The sequence below is a fragment of the Corynebacterium axilliensis genome (genome assembly GCF_046097495.1).
Lineage (GTDB): Bacteria > Actinomycetota > Actinomycetes > Mycobacteriales > Mycobacteriaceae > Corynebacterium.
The window spans coordinates 1,778,152-1,801,604 of record NZ_CP175768.1 but is presented as its reverse complement, the minus strand read 5'-3'; the positions used below and the strand labels follow the sequence as shown (position 1 = coordinate 1,801,604).

Here is a 23,453-nt window from a genome sequence, read left to right as displayed (position 1 = left end):
AGCTAGTCCAGCTCTTGGTTTAGCTCCTCGCGCACCTTGGTGATGATCGCGCCGAGGAAGCCCTCGCACCCTTCGGTGATGATGGGGAATGTGGAGTCATCCTCAATAACGCCCAGCGTGAACAGTAGGTCGCGGGTGATGGCGTGCGTGTAGTCGTATTCCGGGTTGAACTCCCACTCGCCGCGCAATAGGTGGACCAGCTCAAAGGAGAGTTGAGGGATGCCCTCCGGTTCGGCGTAGGCGTAGGGGATGTTGTTCAGGACGACTTGCGTTGCCCAGAGCGGATCGCTCATGGCCTTGCGGCCATATTTGGTGAGCTTGATTTCCGTCGTTGTGGTCTTGATCCAATCCAAGTCCGTCAAGAAACCCCGCAAGTTCAGCAGCGGCTGGTGGTAGTCTTCGCGCTTGACCTCATCAAAATCATTGGGGCTATTCAGACCCTCCTTGAGCCGGGCCACCGCCGCCTGCTTCAGGTAGCCGGCCCCGGTCAGGCGTGGGAATTCCTCGATGACCTCGAGGTATTCGCGTATGCGCTGGCCGACGTGGGCGGCGATGGCGTCGTCAAGCGCCGGCAGCTCGTAGTCAGGGCGCAGCTCCGGGTAGGTTTTGTGGATCTCCGCGCGCCACTCCTCCAGCATCTTCGTCGTAGGCGTGCCCAACTGCTCCAGCTCATCGTGGAGGGGATCCAGCGGCAAATCCCCTGGCAGTGCGGGCTTCGTGCCGCCCTCCAGGTTCGCTGCCTCGGTGCCCATCGTGGCCAGGCGTTGCGCCACGGCAGGCGGGTAGAAGGTGGTGAGGCGCTGGTGGATTTGATCCAGGGTGTAGTTGGGAAAGTGCGCGAAGATGTGCTCCATGCTGTCCGTGGGCACGGCCATGTAGGCCATGGTGGACTGGACATCCACCACCACCTTCAACATCTCCTCGGCGCTTCCTAACGCACTGACCAGGTCAGGGCCCTCGCCGGCGATGAGGGCGGGCAGCCCCATGACCACGCGGGAGCTATCGGCGATGCTCAGCACGATGTTCCACGCGCCCTCCGAGGGGTGATACTGCGCGCCGTCGCGGAAGGTCTCGAAGAAGTCCTCGTCGATGATGGCCAGGACGTCGATGGGCTCGTCGCCGCCGGCCTCCACGAGGATGCCCGGCGCCGCGGGCTCAAGGCCCAAGGCGGCATGGACGATGATCATCATCTCCCCCACCGTGAGCTCCGCTGGCGCGGCGACGAAGCGGGACGTGGTGAAGAAAGGATTCTCCACGTCGATGCGGACGTTCCTGGCTAGGTTCATAGTCACCGACAGTATTAGAAAAGCCTGCTACGCGCGCGCCAACGCTTCTCCCACGCGCTTGCCCGAGTGGATGCAACCGCCCAGGAAGGTTCCTTCCAGCGCGTTCTTGCCGTGCATTCCGCCGCCGCCGAAGCCGGAGGCCTCGCCGCAGGCATAGAGGCCAGGAAGCACCGTGCCATCGGGATTGAGGCACTGGCCGTCGAGGTTGGTCTCCAAACCGCCGAGCGTCTTGCGGGTGAGGAGCTTCAGGCGCACCGCGATAAGCGGGCCTTTGGATTCATCGAGGATGCGGTGCGGGGGAGCCACGCGGATGAGCTTGTCGCCGAGAAAGCCGCGGGCTACGCGAATGTAGTTGACTTGGGCGTCCTTGCTAAAGGGGTTATCCAGCTGCGAATCCCGGTCCTCTAGGACTCTCCTAAGGTGGGCAACATCTATGGTGGGGGAGCCCTCTGGTGAAATGCGGTTCATTCCGGCGACCAGATCCTCCAGGTTGTCTTCCACAATCCAGTCGATTCCGTTCTCCATGAAAGCTTTGACTGCCACGTGTGTGCCGGGGCCTAGTTTGCCGGCGAGCTTCTTGAACTCCTTGTCCGTCAAGTCCGGGTTCTGCTCTGAACCGGAGAAGATGAACTCCTTGTCCACGATCTCCTTGTTGAGTACGAACCAGGAATAGCCGTGACCGGTCTGGCCGATGTGCGTCAGCGCCGCCAGGTTATCGGTGCCGGGGAAGAGGTTCGTGGGCAGACGGTTGCCTTCCGCGTCGAGCCAGATCGCGGACGGCCCCGGGATGATGCGTATGCCGTGGCCAGGCCAGATGGGATCCCAGTTGGTCATTCCTTCCGTGTAGGCCCACATGCGGTCGGTATTGACAACGGAGGCACCGGCGTTCTGGGCGATGTCTATGCCGCGGCCGTCGACATGCGCGGGCACGCCCGTGACCAGCTCCTTCGGGCACTCGCCCCAGCGCTCGGTGGGCCACATCTGGCGCACCTTCTCCACGTTGCCGCCTATACCGCCGGTGGCGATGACGACAGCGGAGCCGCGCAGTTCGAAGTGCTTGACCACATCCCTCGAGCTCGCCTCACCACGCGGCTGGTTGGTGGGGGAGAGGACGCTGCCGCGCACGCCGACCACACGCGGGTTTCCGCTGTCGTCGTTCTCAACGACGAGCTCATCCACGCAGTGGCGGAAATGGAATTCTACCTGGCCTTTTTCTTCTGCTTTAAGGAGTGGCTTGCGAAAGACGCGCACTACCTCTGGACCCGTGCCCCACGTGAGGTGGAAGCGTGGCACGGAGTTTCCGTGTCCGGAGGCATCGCCCGAACCGCGCTCGGCCCAGCCGATGGTGGGCAAGACGTTGAGGCCTAGGCCTTTGAGGTAGGAGCGCTTTTCATTGGCGGCGAAGCGCACGTATTCGCGTCCCCATTTGTGGCCCCAGTAGTCATGGCGGTCATTGTCGGTGACTGGGTCGTAGTCTGCGGAGTTCGCCCAATCGCGCCAGGCCAACTCTTCGGAGTCCTTGACTCGCATCAGGGATTGCTCGGGGGAGTCCACATAAAACAGTCCGCCGAGTGACCAAAAAGCCTGCCCGCCGAGGTTGTTGCGGTTCTCTTGTTCCAGGAAAATGACGTGCTTGCCGCCCTTGAGGGCCTCGTAGCCGGCGACCATGCCAGCGAGGCCGCTGCCGACGATGATGATGGAATTCTCAGCCGAGGTAGTTTCTTTCATGACAGGAATGATAAAAGAAACTGGCCTCAATTGAGTGCCTTGGCTCGCATATCATCGTCTCTGCGCCGAGGAAATGGAGTAGGCGTAGGTGGTGTTCACCTTCTCCACGAGGGGCAGGATGTCGTAGGTCGCCACAATCTCATCCTCTTGGTTGTAGAGCACGGCATCCCAGCAGACTTCGCCGTAACCATCGGTGACGCGCGGGGTGATGCGCTTAGCGGTGAGCTCTACGCGGATGGAATCGTCATAGGTCACGGCATGGACGCAGAGGTATGGAAGACTCAGTTGCGCGAGCTGGATAAGAAGATGGGTGGCGAAATCCTCGAAGAGTCGGCCCAGCTCCTGGTGGCCACCATGCCGGTTGAGTGAAATACCCAGTCCTTCGGTCTGCTCCACGGCGGAGCTATGGCGTGCCTAGCTGAGGCCGCCATCAAGTTGGGCAAGACGCTGTGCTCCCACGAGATCCTCATTACAGATGAGGAGGGGAGAAGACTGTGCACCGCTCGGATTACGAATGCGCTGGTATCCCCGAGAACGGGAGGGGAGTAAAAAGGGGGCCGTAAATGAAATGTAAAAATCGGGGTCAAGGGGTGTAAAGATGCTGCAAAGAAGCGTTAGGGCCGGGGGAGAGCGGGCCTAACGTCAATGCTCGGCAGGTGCTTTAGTCACCGGCGCTCGGTGTTCATACGCACCGGGCACAACCTTGTATTGCTTTCACCCAAGGGGGTCTCTCCCACATGTTGGACATTCTGGTCATCGTGATCGTGGTTCTGACATTTAGCGCTCCCTCCGCCATCAACGAGTTTATGGACGGAGATGCCTAAATCATGAACACCATCACTGCGGTCATCGGGCTCATCATTGTTGTAGCGCTCGTGGCCTACCTCATCATTTCCCTTATTGACCCGGAGCGTTTCGCATGATCGCCAGCATCGCGGCAGTGGTGCCGCAATACCTTGCCCTCTGTGTACTCCTCGGTGCAGCGTACGTGCCGCTCGGCAACTGGATGGCCCGCGCCTATAGCTCCGACAAAGACTGGGCCGTGGAGCGCCTCGTGTACAGAATCCTCCGGGTTGACCCCAACCGGGGCCACAACGCCAAGAATTACACGCGGGCGCTGCTGGGATTCAGCCTGGCCTCCGTGCTGGTTCTCTATGCGGTGCAACGTCTCCAATCCGTCCTGCCCAGCTTTGGCAATGCCCGGGAAGAGGCGGTGGAGCCGTGGATGGCCTTCAACACTGCGGCCTCCTTTACCTCCAACACCAACTGGCAGTCCTACTCCGGTGAAGACACCCTGACCAACGCCTCCCAGATGTTGGGCCTGACCGTGCAAAACTTCGCCTCGGCAGCCGTGGGTATGTGCGTTGCCGTCGCCCTCATTCGCGGTATCGGCCACCTAGGTTATAGCCGTGACACGCTGGCCACTGAGAGCGGTCAGCACCTTATCGGCAACTTTTGGGTAGACCTCACCCGTGGTCTCGTCCGCATTCTGCTTCCCCTGTCACTCATCATCTCCACCGTGCTCATTCTCGGCGGCACCATGCAGACCTTTGGCTCCAACCTGGTGACCGCTTCGGGCGTGGACATTTCGCGTGCGCCCGTGGCCAGCCAGGAAGCAATTAAGCTCCTGGGTACCAACGGCGGCGGCATCTTCGGCGCCAACTCGGCGCACCCGTTTGAGAACCCGACTGGCTTTACCAACCTGGTGGAGATTTTCTCCCTGCTTGTCATCTCTTTCTGCTTTATCCGCGTCTACGGCGTGATGCTGAATTCCCAGAAGCATGCGTGGACGCTTCTGGGTGTGGCCGGCGGTCTCTGGACACTCATGGTGGTCCTGGTCAACTGGTCTCAGCGCACCCTTGTCGGCGGTGCGGCACACGCGGCCGGGGCCAACATGGAGGGCATCGAACAGCGCCTCGGCATTGATGCCTCCGCGTTGTTTGCAGTCTCCACGACGGGCACCTCGACGGGTGCGGTGGACTCCATGCACGATAGCTATTCCCCGCTCGGCGGTGGCCTGCTCATTCTCAACATGTTGTTGGGTGAGATCGCGCCGGGCGGTGTGGGCACCGGCCTGTATGGCCTGCTCATTGTAGCCATCCTGGCCGTCTTTATCGGCGGCCTACTGGTGGGGCGTACCCCGGAATTCATGGGCAACAAGATCGGCCGCAAGGAAATCTCCGCGGTCAGCCTGTACATCCTCACCATGCCCGTCTTGGTCCTCGTGGGCGTCGGCGCCTCGGTGGCCCAACGCAAGCTGGTAGAACTCTCGGCGACGAACTTTGGCGCGCCGGGTACCGCGGACAATGCGCACGGGCTTTCCGAGGTCCTCTATGCGTTCACCTCCGCTGCTAACAACAATGGCTCCGCTTTCGCCGGCCTGACGGTTACTGAGCCCTGGTGGCAGATCACCTTGGGTCTGGCCATGCTGTTGGGCCGCTTCTTGCCCATCGTCTTTGCCCTGTACCTCGCCGGCAGCCTGGCAGGGCAGAAGCGCCAGGCCACCACGGCTGGCAGCTTGCCGACGTCCGGCGTTACCTTCGCACTCCTCACCATAGGCGTGATTCTGCTGGTCGCCGCACTAACCTTCTTCCCCGTTCTCACCCTGGGTCCCATTTCGGAGGCACTATCATGACAACCCCAACCATGACCACAGAGCCGAATTCTGAGCCGGACAAGGCTCCTCGCCGCGCGGCTTCTGAGAAAAACAACGGCCTCGCCGCGGCGGCACTCAAGTCCCTGCCGGGCAAGATGTCCCCCCTTTCCCAAGCCCGCAATCCCGTGATGTTTGTGGTGTGGGTCGGTGCCGCGCTCACGACCGTGTGGTCCATCATCAACCCCAGCTTCTATGGATGGGTTGTGACGGTGTGGCTGTGGTTCACTATTGCCTTCGCGGCCTTTGCTGAGGCCTACGCCGAAGGCCGCGGAAAGGCCCAGGCGGATAGCCTTCGCTCGGTACGAGACGATGCAACTGCCAACCTCCTGACGGACTCTGGCATCGAGGTGGTTCCGGCTTCCGAGCTAACCAAGGGCGCTATCGTGCGCGTCGAGGCAGGTGAGACCATCCCGGGCGACGGTGACGTCATCGAAGGCGCCGCGACTGTGGATGAATCCGCCATCACCGGTGAGTCGGCCCCGGTGGTCCGCGAGGCCGGCGGTGACCGCTGCGCCGTGACCGGCGGCACCGTGGTGCTGTCTGACTGCATCACGGTGAAGATCACCTCAGAGCCAGGATCCACCTTCGTAGACACCATGATTGCCCTGGTGGAGGGCGCTGAGCGCCGCAAGACACCGAATGAGATTGCGCTGAGCATTCTGCTATCGACGCTGACCATTCTCTTCCTCGTGGCGGTGACCGCATTGGCACCGATGGGTTTGTTTACCGGCGCCGAACTCTCCCCGCTCTCCCTCGTGGCGCTGTTGGTGTGCCTTATCCCCACCACGATCGCGGCCTTGCTCTCCGCCGTGGGTATTGCCGGAATGAACCGACTGGTTCGCCACAACGTGTTGGCCACCTCGGGCCGCGCGGTGGAGGCTGCCGGTGACGTGGCTACCCTGCTCCTAGATAAGACCGGCACCATCACCTACGGCAACCGTCAGGCTACCGGCCTGATTGTGGCTCAGGGTAGTGATGAGCAGGAAGCGGCCGAGGTTGCCCGCGTGGCCTCCATAGCGGATGAAACACCGGAAGGACGCTCCATCGTGGCGTGGCTGACGGAGAACTACGGGCTCAGCAGTGGGGGCGACGACGAAGCCCGAACCGCTGAGGTGGTCCCCTTTAGCGCCTCGACCCGCATGTCCGGTCTGGATTTAGCCAGCCGCAAGCTACGTAAAGGTGCTGGTGATGCCGTGCGCGCGTGGGTTACCGAGGCCGGCGGCCACTGGCCGGAGGAGATTGAGAACGCGGTGACCCAGATTGCCCAAGCCGGCGGTACACCACTGCCGGTTGCGGTCGAAGAAGCCGACGGTAGCCGTAAGGTTATTGCGGTGGTGCAGCTGAGTGACGTCGTCAAGCCCGGCATGGCCGAGCGCTTCGCCGAGCTGCGCCAGATGGGGATCAAGACCATCATGGTCACCGGTGACAACCCTCTGACTGCCGCCGCTATTGCCAAGGAGGCCGGCGTTGATGATTACATCGCCGAGGCCACCCCGGAGGACAAGCTTGCCTGCATTCGCGAAGAGCAGGCGCAGGGCCGCATGGTGGCCATGACCGGCGACGGAACCAATGATGCCCCCGCGCTGGCCCAGGCAGATGTTGGCGTGGCCATGAACACCGGTACCTCCGCGGCTAAGGAAGCCGCCAACATGGTGGACCTCGATTCCGACCCGACCAAGCTCATCGATATCGTGCGCATTGGCAAGCAGCTACTCATTACCCGCGGCGCGTTGACCACCTTCTCCCTGGCCAACGACCTGGCCAAATACTTCGCCATCCTGCCGGCGCTGTTCTCGGCGCAGTTGCCGCACCTTGAGCGCCTCAACGTTATGCACCTGCATTCCCCACAGTCAGCCATCGTCTCCGCCGTTGTCTTCAACGCCCTCATCATCGTTGCCCTGATTCCGCTGGCCCTCAAGGGCGTGGCGTACAAGCCTGCCTCCGCGTCCTCCCTCCTGCGCCGCAACCTCGGCATCTGGGGGTTGGGCGGCGTCATTACCCCATTCATCGGCATCTGGCTCATTGACCAGGTTGTCTCCCTCCTCCCAGGTCTTTAAGAAGTAAAGGACAGTTCAATGCGTGTCTACATGCGTAACCTCATCGCCGGATTCGTCGCTGTGTTCTTGTGCGTCGTTGCACTCGGCATGGCCTATCCGGCGGCCGTCTGGGCGATTTCTCGCATCACACCGGATTCCGCCGACGGCAACCTTATTTACCAGGGCGAGTGCCTCGTGGGATCCAGCCAGATTCAGGATGGGCTCACGGATGGGCCGTACTTCTTCCCTCGTGCGGAAGGCATGAGCAACTACGGCACGAGCAGCTCCGAGCTGGAGAAGTCCATCACGGAACGGCGTGAGAGCATTGCCCAGCGGGAGGGCGTGAGCCCGGAGGAGGTGCCGGCCGATGCCCTCACCGGCTCCGGCTCCGGCGTGGATTCCGGCATCAGCCCCGAATACGCGGCGCTGCAGGCCCCGCGCGTGGCTCGCGAACAGGGCCTGAGCGTGGAAGAAATAGAACAACTTATCGCGGATAACACTGAGCACGCCAGCCTTGGATTCCTGGGCGAAGATGCGGTTAATGTGACGACACTCAACATGTCGCTTCCCACGCCGACGCCGTGCGCATAAAGATGAGTTCATACGAGCACTTAAGATGAAGTAATGATGACCGAAGCAAGCGCGCCCGCCCCGCGGCGCAAACGCGGTACCTTGAAGATTCTTCTGGGTGCCGCGCCCGGCGCGGGCAAAACCTGCGCCATGCTCAATGAGGCGCACACGCTAAGAGACCACGGGCGCGATGTTGTAGTGGGCATCGTGGAAGACCACGGGCGCGCCTACACGAAGGCTCTGTGTGAGGGGCTCGAGGTTATCCCCCGGCGGACCGTCGAAGGGCTGTCCGCGGGTGAAATGGATACTACGGCTGTCATCGACAGGCACCCGGACATTGCGCTTGTCGACGAGTTCGCGCACTCCAACCCCCGCGATGAGGAGCACAAGAAGCGGTGGGAAGATGTCGAGGAGATCTTGGATGCCGGAATCGACGTGATATCAACGTTGAATATCCAGCACGTAGAGAGCCTGAATGACGTCATCAAGCAGATTACGGGCATTGCGCCGCAGGAAACAGTGCCGGATGAGGTGGTGCGGGCCGCAGATGAGATTGAGCTTGTCGACGTTTCCCCGCAGCTGTTGCGAACCCGTCTGAGGGACGGGCAGGTCTACCGGGAGGCCCGTATCGAACCGGCCCTGAGCAATTATTTTCGTGTGGGAAACCTCACCGCGCTGCGTGAGCTGGCCTTGCTGTGGTTGGCAGACCAAGTCGACGAGGCGCTCATTACCTACCGCTCTGACCAGAAAATTACAGAGACGTGGGAGGCGCGCGAGCGCGTCGTGGTGGCTATCCAGAACGTGGCGCATGCGGAAACCCTCATTCGCCGCGGGCGCCGTATCGCGACGAAATCCTCGGCGGAGCTGCACGTGGTGCACGTGGTCTTTGGTGATTCTTTTGCCTCGGGTACGTCCTCTGTAGCGGGATCCGCGCGACAGCTGGCGAGGTTGCAGACCTTGGCCAACGACGTGGGCGCGCGCTTGCATCAGGTCACGGGTGATTCGGTCCCGGAGGCACTGCTTAACTTTGCGCGCAGTGTCAACGCCACCCAGTTGGTTCTTGGGGTTTCTCCCCGCCGGCGGTGGGGCGTGCACTGGCATGGCACCGTGGCTGAGGCGGTATTGCGGGAGTCGGGCACGATCGACTGCCACATCATCAACCTGCCGCCGGACAAACCCCTTCCTTTAACACGCCTGCTGCACCCGTTCCGGCCATTCCCACAACGTGCCATCGCCTGGCTCGGCTCAGTTGTGGGTTTTGTGGGGCTGACAGCGCTGCTTGTCGCGATTGATGGTGCAGAGCTGGGAACTGGCACGTGTTCGGCGTTTTACTTCGCTCTCATCCTGCTGGTCAGCCTCGTCGCGGGGCTGTGGCCCGCGGTGGCGGTGGCAATAGCCTCAGGCTTGGCGGTGAATTGGTATTTTACTGAGCCGCTGTACACCTTCGATATTGCGGAGCCTGCCAATGCTGTCATCGTCGTGGTCATGGTGGCCATCGCCTTGGCCGTGGGCATGCTGGTGCGCCGGGCAAAAATCGATCGCACCAACGCGGCCGTCGCCGCGCGCGATGCAGAGCTGCTCACGGTGTTTTCTCGTGCTGCGCTGAACCGCCGCGCGGACGTCTCACCGAAGGATGTTGTCATGTGCAAGGTAGGGGAGGCCTTTGGCTGCCACACGGCCGTGTTGCTCGATGCTGAAGGAGATAGCCTCGCGACGTGGCGCGCGCCTGTCGCCGAGCGCACGTCCACGCACGTGCGCATTCCGGCGAAACCACGGACTCAGCAGTGGGTAGAAACGGTAGTGGCCAGTGAAGATAGGACGGTGCAGCTGCGGATGGAAGGGCCCGCCCTGTCTGCTCGCGATCGCGGGCTCGTCACCGTGGTCACGGGGTATCTCGCGGGTATCGTTCGCCGCGAGCGCCTCGCCGCTGAAGCCGCCCGGGCAGACGCCATCGCCGCTGCGGATGAGCTGCGCCGCGCGCTCCTGTCCAGTGTGAGCCATGATTTGCGCACCCCGCTGGCGACAGCCAAGTTGGCGGTATCATCGCTGCGCAATGCCGACATTGAGTTCAGCGCCCAGGATCGGGAGATGCTCTTGGCAGAGACTGCTGCGAGCATCGAAGAGCTGACCGGGCTGGTGACTAACCTGTTGGACTATTCGCGGCTCACGGCCGGAGCAATCACGGCGCGCCGGGAGACGGTACAGGTGGAAGAGGTGGCCAACCGCGCCATTGCCTCGTGCGCCTTCGGACACACCCGTGAAGAAATCCGCCGTATTCAGTTGGCGCCCAACCTGCGCGGGGTGACCTGCTGTGCGGATGCCACGCTCTTGGAGCGCGTGCTGGCTAACCTCTTCGACAACGCCCTGCGGTATGCGCCGACGGGGGAGGTGATGCTGAGCGCCCGGGTCGTGGAGGAGCGCGTGGAGCTCAGCGTCACGGACGAAGGACCGGGTATTCCGCCCGAAAAGCAGGAGGAGTTGTTCACGGCCTTCCAGCGTTTGGGGGATACGAGCAACGAGAACGGGGTCGGGCTCGGATTGTCCGTCGTGCGGGGGTTTGTGGAGGCCATGAGCGGTAATATCGAGGTCGATACCACTCCCGGCGCAACGTTTACGCTGAGTTTCCCAGCTGCGGGAGGAGAACATACATGACGAGCAAGAAAACCAGCATTGTCATCATTGATGATGACCCGCGCCTGCTCAATGCCCTGAGCATTAACTTCAAGGCGCGCGGCTACGAGGTACATCCCGCCACGACCGGTGCCCAAGGCCTGCAGGCGGTGTCGCAGACACAGCCCGATGTCGTCATTCTTGACATGGGTTTGCCAGACATGGATGGTTCCACGGTGCTCGAAGGTATCCGGGGATGGTCCGCGGTTCCGGTGATCATCCTGACGGCACGCTCCGATCCGCTCTTTAGCGCCGCGGCTTTGGACAGGGGCGCGGATGACTACGTGACAAAGCCCTTCTCCATGGAAGAACTACTCGCGCGCGTGCGGGTGGCACTGCGCCACGGTAATCCACAGCAGTTTGCCCAGCGCTCAGAGGTCACCGTCGTGCAGGCAGGCGACGTGGTCATCGACGTGCCTCGCCATTCCATCACGAAAAGCGGCGAACCGCTGCACTTGACGCCCACTGAATGGGGGCTGCTCACGACCTTGCTGCGGGCTCGTGGTGGCTTGGTGCGCAAGGAAGACTTGCTCGCTGAAATTTGGGGGCCAGGCTTTGAGGGCCAGAGCCACTACTTGCGCATCTACACCTCTCAACTGCGCCGTAAGCTGGAGGATGACCCGGCCCACCCGGCCTTCTTATTAACGGAGCCCGGTTTAGGCTACCGCTTCGTGGTCCCGGAGTAGGGCGGGCCGGGGTGCGGCTTACTCGGAGTAGTCGTAGATCACGTTGGACATCATGGATAAGTTCACCAACAACCTGGGTATCGTCTTTGGCTCCATCTGCGCACTGGTGGTCGTGGGCTGGATTACCGGCCGCCGCAACGAGATCCAGCAGCACCTCAATGCAGTCTCTCACCTTAAAATCAACAAATTCTGGCAGGTCCTGACCTTCATCGCTACCCCGCTATTGCTGGTCTACTTCCTGGTCAATTAGAACATCACTATCGCGAGGGAAGGATACGAGGGATACTCCTCCATCCAGATTGGGCTCTTCGGGTGGGCCGTGCTGGGCATCATCCTGCTGGAACCCCGAACGCGCTTGCTGCAGGTCAGACGGCAGACACCGCCACCGAAAGCGCAGGCCACAATGCTGTGCCTGTGCCGGGCCAGAAATAACCACTACTAAGAAAGGGCAACGACAATGACACTTCGGGTAAGCTGGGCTCCGCCCCCGGCACGGGTGACGAAGCCCTGTCACACCGCGTTCACTAGCGCAATTAAATCTCCACCACCGTGCGGCCGTGGCGGGTGCCGGCCCGCAGCTCGCGGGCAGCATCCGCGACCTCGGCCAGCGGCACCGTCTCCGTGATGGAGTGCAGCAGTTCGAGGTCCAAGTGTTCGTCGAGAAGCTGCCAGGCGGCCTCACGCACCGCACGCGGCGCGTCGACGGAGTTGCCGCCAGCCAGCACGATGCCGCGCAGGATGAAGGGGAGCACCGAGGCGGGCAGATCCGGGCCTGCAGCCATGCCGGTGGCGGCAACCACGCCGCCCCAGCGCACCTGCGCCAGAACGTTGGCCAGGACGGTGGAACCGGCGGTGTCCACGGCGCCGTCGTACAGCGCCTTCTGCAGCGGACGGCCGGTCTCGGAGAGCGCTGCGCGGTCGAGGACGTGGTCCGCCCCCAGCGTGGTGAGGTACTCCGATTGGGACTCCACGCGGCCGGTCACCGCGGTGACCTCGTAGCCGGCGGACTTGAGCAGCTGCACGGCGATGGAGCCCACGCCGCCCGTGGCGCCGGTGACCAGGATGTGGCCCTCCGTGGTGCCGTGGGTGCGCAGCTGGTTCACGCAGATGGCCGCAGTGTAGCCGGCGGTGCCGATAGCGGCGGCGTCGAACGCGGTAAAGCGCTCCGGAACCGGGATGGTGGCCTCACCGTTGACGCGCTGCTGGGTGGTGTAGCCGCCGTGGCGGAATTCCCCCAGGCCGTCGCCAAAAGCGGCGACGAGCTGGCCGGGGGAGAGGCGCTCATCCGTGGACTCTGCCACCGTTCCCACGACGTCGATGCCAGGAACCAGCGGGTCGATGCGCATCACACCCTTGTCGCCCTCCAGGGCCATCGCGTCCTTGTAATTGAGGGAAGAGTGCTGGACGTTGACCAGCGTGTCTCCCTCCGCCAGGACTGGTTCGTCCTGGAAGGAGTGGGAAACGCCGGATTCGGTACGGGTGACAATCAGTGTGCTCATGGCCACCATGGTACCGACAATGTGATGCAGCGTTTTGCCAGCGAACGCCCCTGGCACCACCCAGAAACCGCCGATACTGTCAGAGCCATGACCACGACACTTACACGCCCGCACAACCGCCTGGCCCCGGCGGCGCCGCAAGAGCACACGCTTCGCGACGCCCTCCTGGTCACCGCGCTGGCGCTACCCACCGTGGTGCTGGCCACGCTGGGCAAGCCCTTTATGCACATCCCGGGCGTGGTCGACGGCACCGCCCACGCGGTGCGCGACGTTAACCTCGTTCCGTTCACCGGTTTCGAGACCGCCTCGGTGTGGTACGGCGGGTGGACCGACATGTTCGGCAACATCGCACTGTTCGTGCCGCTCGCCGCAGCCCTCTGCGTGGCCACGCGCGGCAGGCTGCTGCCGGCGGTGGCCGCCAGCGCGGCGCTGAGCATGGGCATTGAGGCCACGCAGTACGTCTTTGCCCTGGGCTTTAGCGATGTCGACGACCTCATCTACAACACCGTGGGCGCGGTCATCGGCGCGCTGCTGATGCGGCGGCTCAGCCTGGACAAGCGCATGAAGGTGCTCAACCGCCTGGGCTTCGTGCTGGCGGTTGCCGTGGTCGCGCTGGGCGCGGCGGTGTTGCTGACGTGATTTACTGGCCGCGGGAGACCAGCTCAGCCACGCGCCGGGCGGTCTCGCGCGCGAAGGGCGATACGCCCGTAATCGTGGCCGAGCCCGGTCCGGTCCACGAGCCATAGCCCACGGGGAAGAAGCCTTCCACCGTGGGCTTTCCGTCTTTCAACAGGCCGGCGAACGGGCGCAGGGCGGGCCGGAAGCCGGTGGCCCAGATGAGGTCGGTGACTCCATGAAGTTCACTGAGCGACTCAAACATCGGCGAAGCGCGCAGGAGGCCCGCATCACGCGCCCGCAGGACTGGCGGGACCATGACGATATCTCCCAGGTCGGAGACAGGGCCCGGGTCTGGCTCGCCGCGCAGCTGGGCCAGAAGCCGCTGGCGGTTGCGGGTAAAGAGCACGCGACCGTCCACGTCATCCGGCATCCAGCGCGGTGGGTGCGGGGTGTACCATGCCGTGTCCACCCCGGCGAGGGCGAGCTCGGCGGCGATCTGCGCCCCGGAGTTGCCCGCCCCGACCACCGCGCAGCGCCGGTCCGACCGGTCCGCGGAGAGAAATGGAGTAAGACCCGGATAGGTGGCCGTGTGCCACTGGCGGCCGGCAAACGCGCCGGGGTAGTAGGGGATAAAGGGCGCGGTCCACGTGCCGGTGGCGGCCACGACCGTGCGGGCGCGGAACTCACCGTGGGAGGTGGTGAGGTGGAAGAAGGGGGCGCGGGCAAGCACTGCGTCTACGGTGTCTACGGTCACCCCGTGCTGAACCGGCAGGTCGTAGCGCTGCTCGTAGCGGGTGAGATAGTCCACCACGTGGGCGGCCGGCGGGAAGCCCGAGTGGTGCGGCATGGGCCAGCCCGGCAGGGCAGAGGAGGCCGAATCACTAAAGAGGGTCAGGGACTCCCACACGTGCTGCCACGCGCCGCCGGGGACGGGGTTGGCGTCCAGGATGGTAAAGTCCAGCTTCTTACGGCGCAGGTAATAGCCGGTGGCCAGGCCGGATTGGCCGCCGCCGACGACGATGCAGTCGAAGGTATGCATATCTACTTAAATGAGCTTGCGTTCGCGGGCGGCGGAGACCGCTGCGGTGCGGGTATCGACGCCGAGCTTTTGATAGATGTGAATGAGGTGCGTCTTGACGGTGGCCTCGGAGATGAACAGGCGCTTGGCAATCTGCTTGTTGGACTCGCCCGTGGCTAGGGCCTGGAGCAGCTCGAGTTCGCGGGCAGACAGCGCCGTATCCGGTTGGGTAAGGCGCTCCGCCAGCAGGTTGGCCACCTCCGGCGCGAGGGTCCGCTTGCCCTGCGCGGTATCGAGCACCGCGGTGTGTAGGGCCTCCTCGGGGGCGTCCTTGAGCAGGTATCCCAAGGCCCCGGCCTCTACCGCGGCGAGGATATCAGCCTGCGTGTCGTACGTGGTGAGGATGAGCACCGGCGGGCCATCAAGCTCGCGCACGCGCCGGGTAGCGGCGATGCCATCGACGCCGGGCATTTGGATGTCACACACCACGACGTCGATAGCCGGGGCATCCGCTTCCGCGAGCTGTTCCACCGCGGAGCCGTCGGAGCCCTCGAGCACCACCTCAATGTCGTGGAACGTGTTGAGGATCGCGCGTAGCCCGGCGCGGACCACGGGGTGGTCATCAATGAGCATGACGGTGACCATCGTTGTCTCCTTCAGTGGTCTTGAGGGCGCTCGGCCGGACGCAACGGGATGCGCACCGCCAGCGCGGTACCAGCAGGGGAGGATTCTACCTGGACTTCCCCGCCGACGCGGCGAACGCGCTGCTCCAGGCCCGTCAGGCCGAAGCCGCGGGGGCTGTTGATGCCGTCGCCGTCATCGACGACGTCGAGAGTCACCGCGTCCTGATAGGAGCCAAGGGTGACCACCGCGCGGTCGGCGTGCGCGTGCTTCATCACGTTGGTCAGCCCCTCGCGCGCGCAGCGCAGCAGCACGTGCGTGTACTCGGCAGGCACGTGGGCGCTGCCCAGCAGCTTGAGGTCGAAGCGGGTGCTCACGCCCAGACCGGTGGCTTGGGCCTGCAGCTCGTCCACCAGCGCGCGCAGCCCTTCATCCAGCGTGGAGGTCGGCGCGGCCAGCTCCTTCACAAAGCGGCGGGCCTCCGCCAGGTTGTCCCGCGCCACCTTCTCAATGAGCTCGAGCTGGGCGGTGGTCTCCGCCGGATCCGTGGTGTTCTTGGCGGCGCGGCTGAGCAGCACGATGGAGGAAAGCCCCTGCGCTACGGTGTCGTGGATCTCGCGGGAGAGGCGCTCGCGCTCCTCCAGTCGGCCGGCCTGATGCTCGCTGGCGGCCAGTTCTTCCTGGGTTTCTTGCAGCTGCTTGGCCACGGCCGCGTGGTGCGTCGCCTCCGCCTGGATCTTGCGGGCCGAATGGTAGACCGCCACGGCGAAGCACGTGCCGATGAAGGGACCAATGGCCGCGGCGGCCGTCCAGAACTGGGGGTGCAGCCACGCGGGGATGAAGGCTGCGATGGCCCACAGCACCCCGCTGGCCACAAGGCCCGGCCAGAAGGGAAGGGCGTGCACAAAGACGAAGACCAGCGGGAATTCCAGCCACATGAAGTCCTGGGCGTGGACCATGAGCCCGATCCACAGGATGCACAGTGCCGCGAGCCACAGGGTGGTGGGCACGGGGGATACGCGCCGGCGGGCGGAGTAGGCCGCAAAGGCCGCATACACCACGGCGAGCGCCACGGACAGCCCGAGCACCCGGGCATCGAGGCGGCTATCGGCCCAGGCGCGAAGCACGCCGAAGACCAGTAGGAATCCGAACATGACGTGGAGGCCAACGGTCCACAGGCTGGTGCGCATCATCACGACGCACCAGCCTATCGCCTAGGTGGGGGAGCGCGAATCAACCGACTGGTTGACTGGAGGTTCAACTAGGTACCCGATTACTTTCTGCACGCCCGCGACCAGTATGAATACCATGTTCCTTGCATTGAGAGAGATAGTCACCGCCCGCGGTCGTTTCTTCCTGATCGGCGGCGTCGTGGCTCTAATTACGTTGTTGCTCGTTATGCTGTCCGGCCTCACCCAAGGCCTGTCCAAGCAAAATACTTCCGCGCTCGAGGCGCTGGCCGCCCAGACTCCGAACGTGACCTTTTCCACTGAGGAGCCGTCCTTCACGGAGTCCGAGATCTACGCCGACGAAGTGCCCGTCGGTGGGCTGCCGCTGGGCGCGACCCAGACCAAACTGGAGGGCGAGGGCGGCGTGGCCGTTCTGGGCCTGCCGGCCGGTACGCAAATCCCCGGTACCGATACCTTGGTCCCAGACCGCGGCATGGTGCTCAGCCAGTCCATCGATGAGTCCCTGAGCTCGCCCGCAGAGGGCATGCTCGGCGGCGTCGACCTGGACGTGCGCGGCGCGGTGCCGGATGAGTACTACTCCCACTCCCCGGTCGTATGGGTCGACACCGCCACCTGGCAGAAGGTCTCCCACGCCCCGGAGGGCGTAGTAGGCGTAGCGCTGCTGACCGACGCCCCGACGGAGACCTCCGTGTCCATGGGCAAGGCGCTGTCTGGTCTTCCGGCATACAGCTCTGAGCGCGGCTCGCTGCTGACCATGCAGGCCTTCCTCTACGGCATCTCCGCGCTGGTCACCATCGCCTTTCTGAGCATCTGGACCATCCAGCGCACCCGCGACCTGTCCATCCTGCGCGCCCTCGGCGCGAGCGTGACGTACCTGCTCAAGGACGCCATTGCCCAGGCCGCGATCATCCTGGCCGCCGGGGTTGCCGCCGGCGCGCTCGTCGGTTGGCTGCTGGGCTTGGCCGCCCAGGGAACCGTGCCCTTCGAGGTCTCCGTGATGACCGTCATCGTCCCCGCGCTGGGAATCTGGCTGCTCGGCATCGCCGGCGCCTTCCTGGCCACCCGCCGCGTTAGCAAGATCAACCCGCTCGATGCCCTAGGAGGCAACGCCTAATGACTAGCACTACTTCTCCCGCCCTGTCCCTCCGCGACGTCGTGGTCACCTACCCGGACGGCCAGTCCCGCATCACCGCCCTCGACGGCGTGAGCCTGGATGTGCGGCCCGGCGAGCTCACCGCCGTGATCGGCGAATCCGGCTCCGGCAAGTCCACCCTGCTCTCCGTGGCGGCTGGCCTCATCGAGCCGGACTCCGGAACTGTTGAGATGCACGGCACCCGCGGCCTTATCTTCCAGCAGGCCAACCTCCTGGCGTCCCTGACTGCCCGCGAGCAGCTGCTCATCATCGACCACATCGCCGGCACAAAGCCGCGCCAGGACCGCGCCGATGAGCTGCTCCGCTTCGTGGGCCTGGAGGGCTTGGGCAACCGCCGCATGAACCAGCTCTCCGGCGGGCAGCGCCAGCGCGTCAACATTGCGCGCGCGCTCATGGGCCAGCCTTCCGTGCTGCTTGCCGACGAACCCACCTCTGCCCTCGACTCCCAGCTCTCCCGCGAGATTGCCAAGCTCCTGCGCGGTGTCACCGATGATTTCGGCACCGCCACGCTGTTCATCACGCACGACCGCAGCCTGCTCGACTACGCTGACCGCGTCGTGGAGGTCAAGGACGGAAAGCTGTCCGCGTACGCCGACGTGGCGGCCTAAATACCCCCATCGGTCGCCCCCAGTAGTTAATTCAAGGAACTAATTCCCCGCTGGGCGCCCGCGCGGGGCCGGCACCGAGTACATTGTTATCCCGATATGCTTCGCCCCCGACGCCCCCGCGTAACCCCGACCGATTATGAGCGCATGCAGCAGTGGACCCCGCTGCATGCGCTCATGCTGGCCATCACCGTTGCCGCCTGCGGAATCTTCATCGTGGCCGCGCGCCGCGTGCGGGGCACCAGCCGCGAAAAGTTTGCCCGCCAGATGGTGGGCTGGGCCCTGCTGGTGCTGGGAACCGCGTGGACGGTCATCTCCCTGGACCCGAAGCAATTCGACATCCGCGAGTCCCTCCCTCTGCACCTGTGCGATGTGCTGCGTCCCATCTTGGCGCTGGGACTTATCACCGGCAACGAGCACGCGCTGACCCTGACGTACTTCTGGGGCATCATCCTTAACCCGCAGGCCATCATCACCCCGGACGTCATCTACTACTTCTCCCCACGCTGGCTGCGCTTTGCTACCTACTGGTTCTTCCACATCGTGGCACTGGCCGTGCCGCTGGGCTTGACCTTTGGCCTGGGCTACCGGCCGACGTGGAAGGGCTACCGCTTCGCTGTCAAGGTCACGCCCGTGTGGATGGCAATCGCCATGGCAGTCAATGCCAAGACCGACGGCAACTACGGCTTCCTCAATCACGCGCCGGGCAGCCCTTCCATCATCAATTTGTTCGGCCCCTGGCCCGGCTACATCGCGGTGGAGACCCTCGCCGTCATGGCAGCCTGGGCCGGAATGACATGGCCGTGGGAAAACACCTCGCTGCGCCGCGGCACGGTGGCGGTGGGCCCACGCGGGCTCATGCGCAAGTCTGTGGGTACCGCATCCGGTATTCTGCGCCGCGCCACGGTACGTTTTCGTAGATAGTGGTCCGAAAATCGCGAAATTCGAGGACTTCGTTGCGAAAACGTACTTACACGGTGGCGGCTAGGTACGGATCGATCAAATAAGGTCCCAGATCTTCGAATTCTTGGGGTGCTATTTGATCGAAACGTACCTTGCTGCGGAGCTAGCGCCGGGCCACGGAGCTAACGCTTCGCGTTGAGGAGCCGCGCGATGGCCTGCGGAATGGCCGCCGCGATCTGGGAGGCGGAGCAGGGGGCGAGGCCGTCGGGGGTCTCGGCCGCGATGGCTGCCGCGTGAGCGTGGATGGCCCCGGCGTGGAGGACCTCCATGATGACTTCAGCTGGGGACGCGGCGGGAGTGTTGGCGGAAAGCTGGGCGATGACTGCCCCGAGGATCCCGGAGAGCACGTCCCCGGAACCCGGGGTCGCGGCAAAGGAGTGGCCAGCGTTGAAGGAATAGAGCGGCTGGCCCGGGGCAGTGACGCGGGTCAGACGGCCCTTGAGCAGGATGATGCTGTTCAGTTCCTCAGAAAGCTGGTGGAGGGCATCACCCCACGCGGCGGACGGCTCAGTTGAGAAGGTGGCCTCAAAGAGGCGGGTGAACTCGCCCTCGTGCGGGGTGAGGATGGTCATCGGGTGGTTGGTGACTTTCTGGCGCAGGGAGGTGTTGCGCGCCAGAAGCGTGAGGGCGTCGGCATCGATAACGGTGGGCAGGCCCTGCGCCAATACCTTGCGCAGTTCGCTGGCCGCCGCGGAGTCGGTGCCTCGGCCGGGGCCCACGACCCACGCCTGGGCGCGCCCGGCGGAGGCGACATCTGGGTGGCAGACCAGCTCTGGCAGGAGCGAGGTAATGGTGTTGTCACCGATGAAGCGCACCATCGACGGCGTGGCCCGTACCGCCGCGGTGGCGCAGAGAATTCCCGCACCCGGATAGGTCTCGCTGCCAGCAGCCAGGGCGACGACGCCCCCGGAATACTTATCGGAGTGCGCACCCGGGGTGGGATCGGTGATGGGGCCGGTGCAGCCAACCGGCCAGGGTCCACCCTGGTTCCACGCGTACGGCGAGACCACCGTAGGTTCGTGGGCAAGGAAGCCGGCGGGTTCATCGAGGTCAGCCAGGGTTTCGGCGAAGGAAGGCACTTCGCCGGGAAGATGCAGGTCAGCGACCACAACCTGCCCGCACTCGGCGGCCAGCGCGTGGCCCAAGCGCGGGTAACCGAAGGTGACGGTGACATCGGCGTGGACGGCATCCGCAGCGCAGACTCCCGTGTCGGCATCGACGCCGGTGGGCACGTCGACGGCTAGAACTGCGGCCCCGGCAGAAGTGGCGCGGCGGTAGAGCGAAAGCGCGGTGCCGCTCAAACCCCGGGCAGAGCCGAGGCCCGCGATGGCGTCGATAAGCAGCGCGCAGCCTGACGGCAGCTCGGTGTCTGACGGAAGGACCGTGCCGCCCGCGGCGCGGAAGGCTGCCAGCGCCGGTTCGTGGTGCTTGTCGGTGACTAGCGCGTGAACCTCCACGCCGTGCTCAGCCAAGAGCGCGCCGGCGTAGAGGCCATCGCCGCCATTGCCGCCCGGGCCGGCCAGGATGAGCACCGCGCCGGGGCGCGCGGCCAGCATGGTGCCGGCCGCATCCGCCACCGCCGCGGCAGCCAGCCGCATGAGCTGATCTGGCTCTGATTGCTGGGCTAGCAGCCGCTCCTCGGCGGCGCGGACGGTGGCAACGGTATAAGCAGGGCGCATACCCGAAGAGTCTAGCCCTGGCAGGTGGGGCACCAGAAGAGGTTGCGGCCCTGCATCACCTTCTCCTGGATCTCGGTGCCGCACACATGGCAGGGCTGGCCGGCGCGGCGGTAGACATAGACCTCGCCCCCGTGGTCATCCTTGCGGGGCTCGCGGCCCATGGCCTCCGGGGTATGGGCTTCGCGGACGGTGTCGATGCGGCCGTGCTCGACGCCGTAGTCCATCAGAATCCACAAGGTCTTCCCACACGGCGTCGAACTCCGCGCGGTCCAGCTGGGTGCCGGGGATGAAGGGGGAGAGCTCCTGACGGAAGAGGGCCTCGGCGCGGTAGATGTTTCCCACGCCGGCGAAGAGGCCCTGGTCCATGAGCTGGGCGCCGATGCTGCGCCGCGAGGCGTGCACCCGGGACCACAGGGCATCGGGGTCGGCGTCGGCGCGGAGTGGATCCTGGCCCACCTTCGCCACCTTGGCCTGGTAGTCCTCCTCCGTGATGAGCGTGCAGAATTGTGGGCCGCGCAGGTTGGCGGCGCTCGTGCCGTTGTCGATTCGCAGGCGGATCTGGCCCCACACATCAGCGGAAGGCTCAAAGCGCAGGGAGCCAATGAGGCCCAAGTGGATGTAGATGACGTGGCGTGGATCCGCGGCGTCGAAGTGGATAAAGAGGTGCTTGCCAAAGGCTTCGGCAAGAGCGAGACGGGAATCGTTGACGAGCGCTGCCTCCGTGGCGAACCTACCCTGCGGGCTGCTTACGGCCAGGGGGCCGCTGCGGAAGTCGGCGTTGAGCGTGCGCGCGAGGCGGTGAATGACATGTCCCTCAGGCATAGGGAAAAGTTTACGCGGCCTTGGTGTTCGGGCCACGCCGGGGTGCTGCTGTAGACTTCTTGAGTACTATCCTGTTGGACGGAAGGGCCCATGATGAGGCGCGCGCTCGGTTTTGACCGTGAGAAATATATTGAACTGCAGTCGGAGCACATCAACGCCCGCCGGGAGGAAATCGGCGGCAAGCTCTACCTGGAAATGGGCGGCAAGCTCTTTGATGACATGCATGCCTCCCGCGTCCTCCCCGGATTCACCCCGGATAACAAGATCGCCATGCTGGAGCGCATCAAGGACGATCTGGAGATTCTGATCTGCATCAACGCGAAGGACATCGAGCGTCAGAAGATGCGCGGTGACCTGGGCATTCTTTATGAAGATGACGTGCTGCGCTTGGTGGATGTCTTCCGCGGCCGTGGTTTCTTGGTCAACAACATCGTCATGACCCAGCTCGAGGACGGCAACAGCCAAGCCGAGACGTTCATTGAGCGCCTAGAGCGGCTGGGGCTTAAGGTGGCGCGCCACCGCGTCATCCCGGGCTACCCCTCCAACATCGACCTTATTGTCTCGGAAGAGGGACTGGGCAAGAACGACTACGTGGAGACCACCCGTGACCTTGTGGTGGTTACCGCGCCGGGGCCGGGCTCCGGCAAGCTGGCCACCGCGTTGTCGCAGGTCTACCACGAGAACGTCCGCGGCGTGCAGGCAGGCTACGCCAAGTTTGAGACCTTCCCCATTTGGAACCTCCCGCTGGATCACCCGGTGAACCTGGCGTACGAGGCTGCGACGGTGGACCTTAATGACGCCAACGTTATCGACCACTTCCACCTCTCTGCCCACGGCGAGTCCACGGTGAACTACAACCGGGATGTCGAGGCCTTCCCGCTGCTCAAGTCCCTGCTGGAGCGCCTGACCGGCACGGTGCCGTACCAGTCCCCGACGGACATGGGCGTCAACATGGCGGGCTTCTGCATCACCGATGACGAGGTCTGCCGCGAGGCCTCCCGACAGGAGATCATCCGCCGCTACTTCAAGGCGCTGGTGGAGGAAGCCCGCAACAGCCTGGACTCCACCCAGTCCGAGCGCGCGGCCGTGGTTATGGCCAAGGCTGGCATCAAGTCCACCGACCGCCCCGTGGTGGAGCCGGCACGTGCTAAGGCTGAGGAGACCGAGGGGCCGGCCTCGGCGCTGCAGCTTCACGACGGCACCATTATCACCGGCCGCACCTCCCCGCTGCTGGGCTGCTCCGCGGCCACCCTGCTCAACGCCTTGAAGCACCTGGCGGGCATCGACGACGACCTCCACCTGCTGTCCCCGGAGTCTATCGAGCCGATTCAGACGCTCAAGACCAAGCACCTGGGCTCGCTGAACCCGCGCTTGCACACCGACGAGGTGCTCATCGCTCTGTCGGTATCGGCGGCGAAGGACGAGAACGCGCGCCGCGCGCTGGACGCACTCAAGGAGCTCGAGGGCTGCGACGTGCACACCACCACCATCCTGGGCTCTGTGGATGAGGGCATCTTCCGCAACCTGGGCGTGCTCGTGACCTCCGACCCGGTCTTTGCTCGCAAGAGCGCGCTGTACCAGAAGCGCTAAGCCCCGCAGGGCATGCCCCACACAGGGCTCTGCCGCGCATTTCCCCAGACCTGGAACCCGAAA

At 64.2% G+C, this 23,453-nt stretch carries 19 protein-coding genes and 3 pseudogenes; 13 read left to right on the top strand and 9 right to left on the bottom strand.

From position 1 onward, the window contains the following. Positions 1–2: 2 nt before the first annotated feature. The 3 genes and pseudogenes from ACKFR8_RS08630 to ACKFR8_RS08620 form a co-directional block, all read right to left on the bottom strand. Positions 3–1,286: a hypothetical protein gene (locus tag ACKFR8_RS08630; RefSeq protein WP_408929790.1), complete on the bottom strand. Its 1,284-nt coding sequence runs from the start codon at positions 1,284–1,286 to the stop codon at positions 3–5. A gap of 27 nt (positions 1,287–1,313) precedes the next feature. After that, positions 1,314–3,014: an FAD-binding dehydrogenase gene (locus ACKFR8_RS08625; protein ID WP_296133950.1), complete on the bottom strand. Its 1,701-nt coding sequence runs from the start codon at positions 3,012–3,014 to the stop codon at positions 1,314–1,316. A 51-nt stretch (positions 3,015–3,065) separates the two neighbouring features. Next, positions 3,066–3,278, bottom strand: a pseudogene (locus ACKFR8_RS08620) (hypothetical protein); the annotation flags it as partial. Between ACKFR8_RS08620 and ACKFR8_RS08615 the strand changes: the two are divergent. The 8 genes and pseudogenes from ACKFR8_RS08615 (at position 3,273) to ACKFR8_RS08580 (ending at position 11,882) form a co-directional block, all read left to right on the top strand. Further along, a pseudogene (locus tag ACKFR8_RS08615) lies at positions 3,273–3,563 on the top strand (PaaI family thioesterase). The pseudogenes ACKFR8_RS08620 and ACKFR8_RS08615 overlap by 6 nt on opposite strands. Positions 3,564–3,841: 278 nt before the next feature. Further along, the gene (kdpF, locus tag ACKFR8_RS08610; RefSeq protein WP_039672809.1) at positions 3,842–3,937 is read left to right on the top strand and encodes a K(+)-transporting ATPase subunit F; all 96 of its coding nucleotides are present in this window, start codon (positions 3,842–3,844) and stop codon (positions 3,935–3,937) included. Further along, positions 3,934–5,649: a potassium-transporting ATPase subunit KdpA gene (gene kdpA / locus ACKFR8_RS08605; protein ID WP_408929789.1), complete on the top strand. Its 1,716-nt coding sequence runs from the start codon at positions 3,934–3,936 to the stop codon at positions 5,647–5,649. The genes kdpF and kdpA overlap by 4 nt, the downstream gene beginning before the upstream one ends. Further along, the gene (kdpB, locus tag ACKFR8_RS08600; RefSeq protein ID WP_408929788.1) at positions 5,646–7,727 is read left to right on the top strand and encodes a potassium-transporting ATPase subunit KdpB; all 2,082 of its coding nucleotides are present in this window, start codon (positions 5,646–5,648) and stop codon (positions 7,725–7,727) included. The genes kdpA and kdpB overlap by 4 nt, the downstream gene beginning before the upstream one ends. A gap of 18 nt (positions 7,728–7,745) precedes the next feature. Further along, positions 7,746–8,297, top strand: coding sequence for a potassium-transporting ATPase subunit C (locus tag ACKFR8_RS08595; RefSeq protein WP_306507878.1), 552 nt, complete (start codon positions 7,746–7,748; stop codon positions 8,295–8,297). A gap of 33 nt (positions 8,298–8,330) precedes the next feature. Further along, the gene (locus tag ACKFR8_RS08590; protein WP_408929787.1) at positions 8,331–10,928 is read left to right on the top strand and encodes an ATP-binding protein; all 2,598 of its coding nucleotides are present in this window, start codon (positions 8,331–8,333) and stop codon (positions 10,926–10,928) included. After that, on the top strand, positions 10,925–11,632 hold the full coding sequence (locus ACKFR8_RS08585; protein WP_296133962.1) for a response regulator: 708 nt from the start codon (positions 10,925–10,927) through the stop codon (positions 11,630–11,632). Before ACKFR8_RS08590 ends, ACKFR8_RS08585 begins: the two co-directional genes overlap by 4 nt. A 52-nt stretch (positions 11,633–11,684) precedes the next feature. Then, positions 11,685–11,882, top strand: a complete 198-nt coding sequence (locus ACKFR8_RS08580) for a hypothetical protein (protein WP_408929786.1) — start codon at positions 11,685–11,687, stop codon at positions 11,880–11,882. A 283-nt stretch (positions 11,883–12,165) separates the two neighbouring features. Here ACKFR8_RS08580 and ACKFR8_RS08575 read toward each other — a convergent pair whose 3' ends face one another. Further along, a complete protein-coding gene (locus tag ACKFR8_RS08575; protein ID WP_408929785.1) occupies positions 12,166–13,131 on the bottom strand; it encodes an acrylyl-CoA reductase family protein in 966 nt (321 codons plus the stop codon). A gap of 87 nt (positions 13,132–13,218) precedes the next feature. Between ACKFR8_RS08575 and ACKFR8_RS08570 the strand changes: the two genes are divergently transcribed. Then, positions 13,219–13,770 carry a VanZ family protein gene (locus ACKFR8_RS08570; RefSeq protein WP_408929784.1) on the top strand — a complete coding sequence of 184 codons (552 nt, stop codon included), beginning with the start codon at positions 13,219–13,221 and terminating at the stop codon, positions 13,768–13,770. A gap of 1 nt (position 13,771) precedes the next feature. Here the strand turns inward: ACKFR8_RS08570 and ACKFR8_RS08565 are convergent, their stop codons facing one another. From ACKFR8_RS08565 to ACKFR8_RS08555, 3 genes are read right to left on the bottom strand one after another with little or no spacing between them, the layout of a single operon-like run. Beyond that, the gene (locus ACKFR8_RS08565) at positions 13,772–14,788 is read right to left on the bottom strand and encodes an NAD(P)-binding domain-containing protein (RefSeq protein ID WP_408929783.1); all 1,017 of its coding nucleotides are present in this window, start codon (positions 14,786–14,788) and stop codon (positions 13,772–13,774) included. A 6-nt stretch (positions 14,789–14,794) separates the two neighbouring features. Next, positions 14,795–15,412 (bottom strand): response regulator, encoded by a 618-nt coding sequence (locus tag ACKFR8_RS08560; protein WP_408929782.1) that lies wholly within the window; start codon positions 15,410–15,412, stop codon positions 14,795–14,797. An 11-nt stretch (positions 15,413–15,423) separates the two neighbouring features. Then, positions 15,424–16,581, bottom strand: coding sequence for a sensor histidine kinase (locus ACKFR8_RS08555; RefSeq protein WP_408931009.1), 1,158 nt, complete (start codon positions 16,579–16,581; stop codon positions 15,424–15,426). Between the two features lie 115 nt (positions 16,582–16,696). On the opposite strand from ACKFR8_RS08555, the gene ACKFR8_RS08550 reads away from it, so the two are divergent. The 3 genes from ACKFR8_RS08550 (at position 16,697) to ACKFR8_RS08540 (ending at position 19,260) form a co-directional block, all read left to right on the top strand. Next, on the top strand, positions 16,697–17,692 hold the full coding sequence (locus ACKFR8_RS08550) for an FtsX-like permease family protein (protein WP_296133973.1): 996 nt from the start codon (positions 16,697–16,699) through the stop codon (positions 17,690–17,692). After that, entirely contained in the window at positions 17,692–18,339 is a 648-nt protein-coding gene (locus ACKFR8_RS08545) for an ABC transporter ATP-binding protein (RefSeq protein ID WP_296133975.1), read from the top strand. Before ACKFR8_RS08550 ends, ACKFR8_RS08545 begins: the two co-directional genes overlap by 1 nt. 96 nt (positions 18,340–18,435) lie before the next feature. Then, entirely contained in the window at positions 18,436–19,260 is an 825-nt protein-coding gene (locus tag ACKFR8_RS08540; RefSeq protein WP_408929781.1) for a YwaF family protein, read from the top strand. Positions 19,261–19,421: 161 nt separating this feature from the next. Here ACKFR8_RS08540 and ACKFR8_RS08535 read toward each other — a convergent pair whose 3' ends face one another. Together ACKFR8_RS08535 and ACKFR8_RS08530 are read right to left on the bottom strand one after the other, a co-directional pair. Then, entirely contained in the window at positions 19,422–20,978 is a 1,557-nt protein-coding gene (locus ACKFR8_RS08535; RefSeq protein ID WP_408929780.1) for an NAD(P)H-hydrate epimerase, read from the bottom strand. An 11-nt stretch (positions 20,979–20,989) separates the two neighbouring features. Further along, a pseudogene (locus ACKFR8_RS08530) lies at positions 20,990–21,800 on the bottom strand (Fpg/Nei family DNA glycosylase). A 93-nt stretch (positions 21,801–21,893) separates the two neighbouring features. On the opposite strand from ACKFR8_RS08530, the gene ACKFR8_RS08525 reads away from it, so the two are divergent. Beyond that, a complete protein-coding gene (locus ACKFR8_RS08525) occupies positions 21,894–23,390 on the top strand; it encodes a DUF1846 domain-containing protein (protein ID WP_408931008.1) in 1,497 nt (498 codons plus the stop codon). Positions 23,391–23,453 lie beyond the last annotated feature (63 nt).

Coding starts and splice junctions, on each gene's coding strand:
- ACKFR8_RS08630 (WP_408929790.1), bottom strand. CDS start 1,286: ATGAACCTAGCCAGGAACGTCCGCATCGACGTGGAGAATCCTTTCTTC.
- ACKFR8_RS08625 (WP_296133950.1), bottom strand. CDS start 3,014: ATGAAAGAAACTACCTCGGCTGAGAATTCCATCATCATCGTCGGCAGC.
- kdpF (WP_039672809.1), top strand. CDS start 3,842: ATGAACACCATCACTGCGGTCATCGGGCTCATCATTGTTGTAGCGCTC.
- kdpA (WP_408929789.1), top strand. CDS start 3,934: ATGATCGCCAGCATCGCGGCAGTGGTGCCGCAATACCTTGCCCTCTGT.
- kdpB (WP_408929788.1), top strand. CDS start 5,646: ATGACAACCCCAACCATGACCACAGAGCCGAATTCTGAGCCGGACAAG.
- ACKFR8_RS08595 (WP_306507878.1), top strand. CDS start 7,746: ATGCGTGTCTACATGCGTAACCTCATCGCCGGATTCGTCGCTGTGTTC.
- ACKFR8_RS08590 (WP_408929787.1), top strand. CDS start 8,331: ATGATGACCGAAGCAAGCGCGCCCGCCCCGCGGCGCAAACGCGGTACC.
- ACKFR8_RS08585 (WP_296133962.1), top strand. CDS start 10,925: ATGACGAGCAAGAAAACCAGCATTGTCATCATTGATGATGACCCGCGC.
- ACKFR8_RS08580 (WP_408929786.1), top strand. CDS start 11,685: ATGGATAAGTTCACCAACAACCTGGGTATCGTCTTTGGCTCCATCTGC.
- ACKFR8_RS08575 (WP_408929785.1), bottom strand. CDS start 13,131: ATGAGCACACTGATTGTCACCCGTACCGAATCCGGCGTTTCCCACTCC.
- ACKFR8_RS08570 (WP_408929784.1), top strand. CDS start 13,219: ATGACCACGACACTTACACGCCCGCACAACCGCCTGGCCCCGGCGGCG.
- ACKFR8_RS08565 (WP_408929783.1), bottom strand. CDS start 14,788: ATGCATACCTTCGACTGCATCGTCGTCGGCGGCGGCCAATCCGGCCTG.
- ACKFR8_RS08560 (WP_408929782.1), bottom strand. CDS start 15,412: ATGGTCACCGTCATGCTCATTGATGACCACCCCGTGGTCCGCGCCGGG.
- ACKFR8_RS08555 (WP_408931009.1), bottom strand. CDS start 16,581: ATGATGCGCACCAGCCTGTGGACCGTTGGCCTCCACGTCATGTTCGGA.
- ACKFR8_RS08550 (WP_296133973.1), top strand. CDS start 16,697: ATGTTCCTTGCATTGAGAGAGATAGTCACCGCCCGCGGTCGTTTCTTC.
- ACKFR8_RS08545 (WP_296133975.1), top strand. CDS start 17,692: ATGACTAGCACTACTTCTCCCGCCCTGTCCCTCCGCGACGTCGTGGTC.
- ACKFR8_RS08540 (WP_408929781.1), top strand. CDS start 18,436: ATGCTTCGCCCCCGACGCCCCCGCGTAACCCCGACCGATTATGAGCGC.
- ACKFR8_RS08535 (WP_408929780.1), bottom strand. CDS start 20,978: ATGCGCCCTGCTTATACCGTTGCCACCGTCCGCGCCGCCGAGGAGCGG.
- ACKFR8_RS08525 (WP_408931008.1), top strand. CDS start 21,894: ATGAGGCGCGCGCTCGGTTTTGACCGTGAGAAATATATTGAACTGCAG.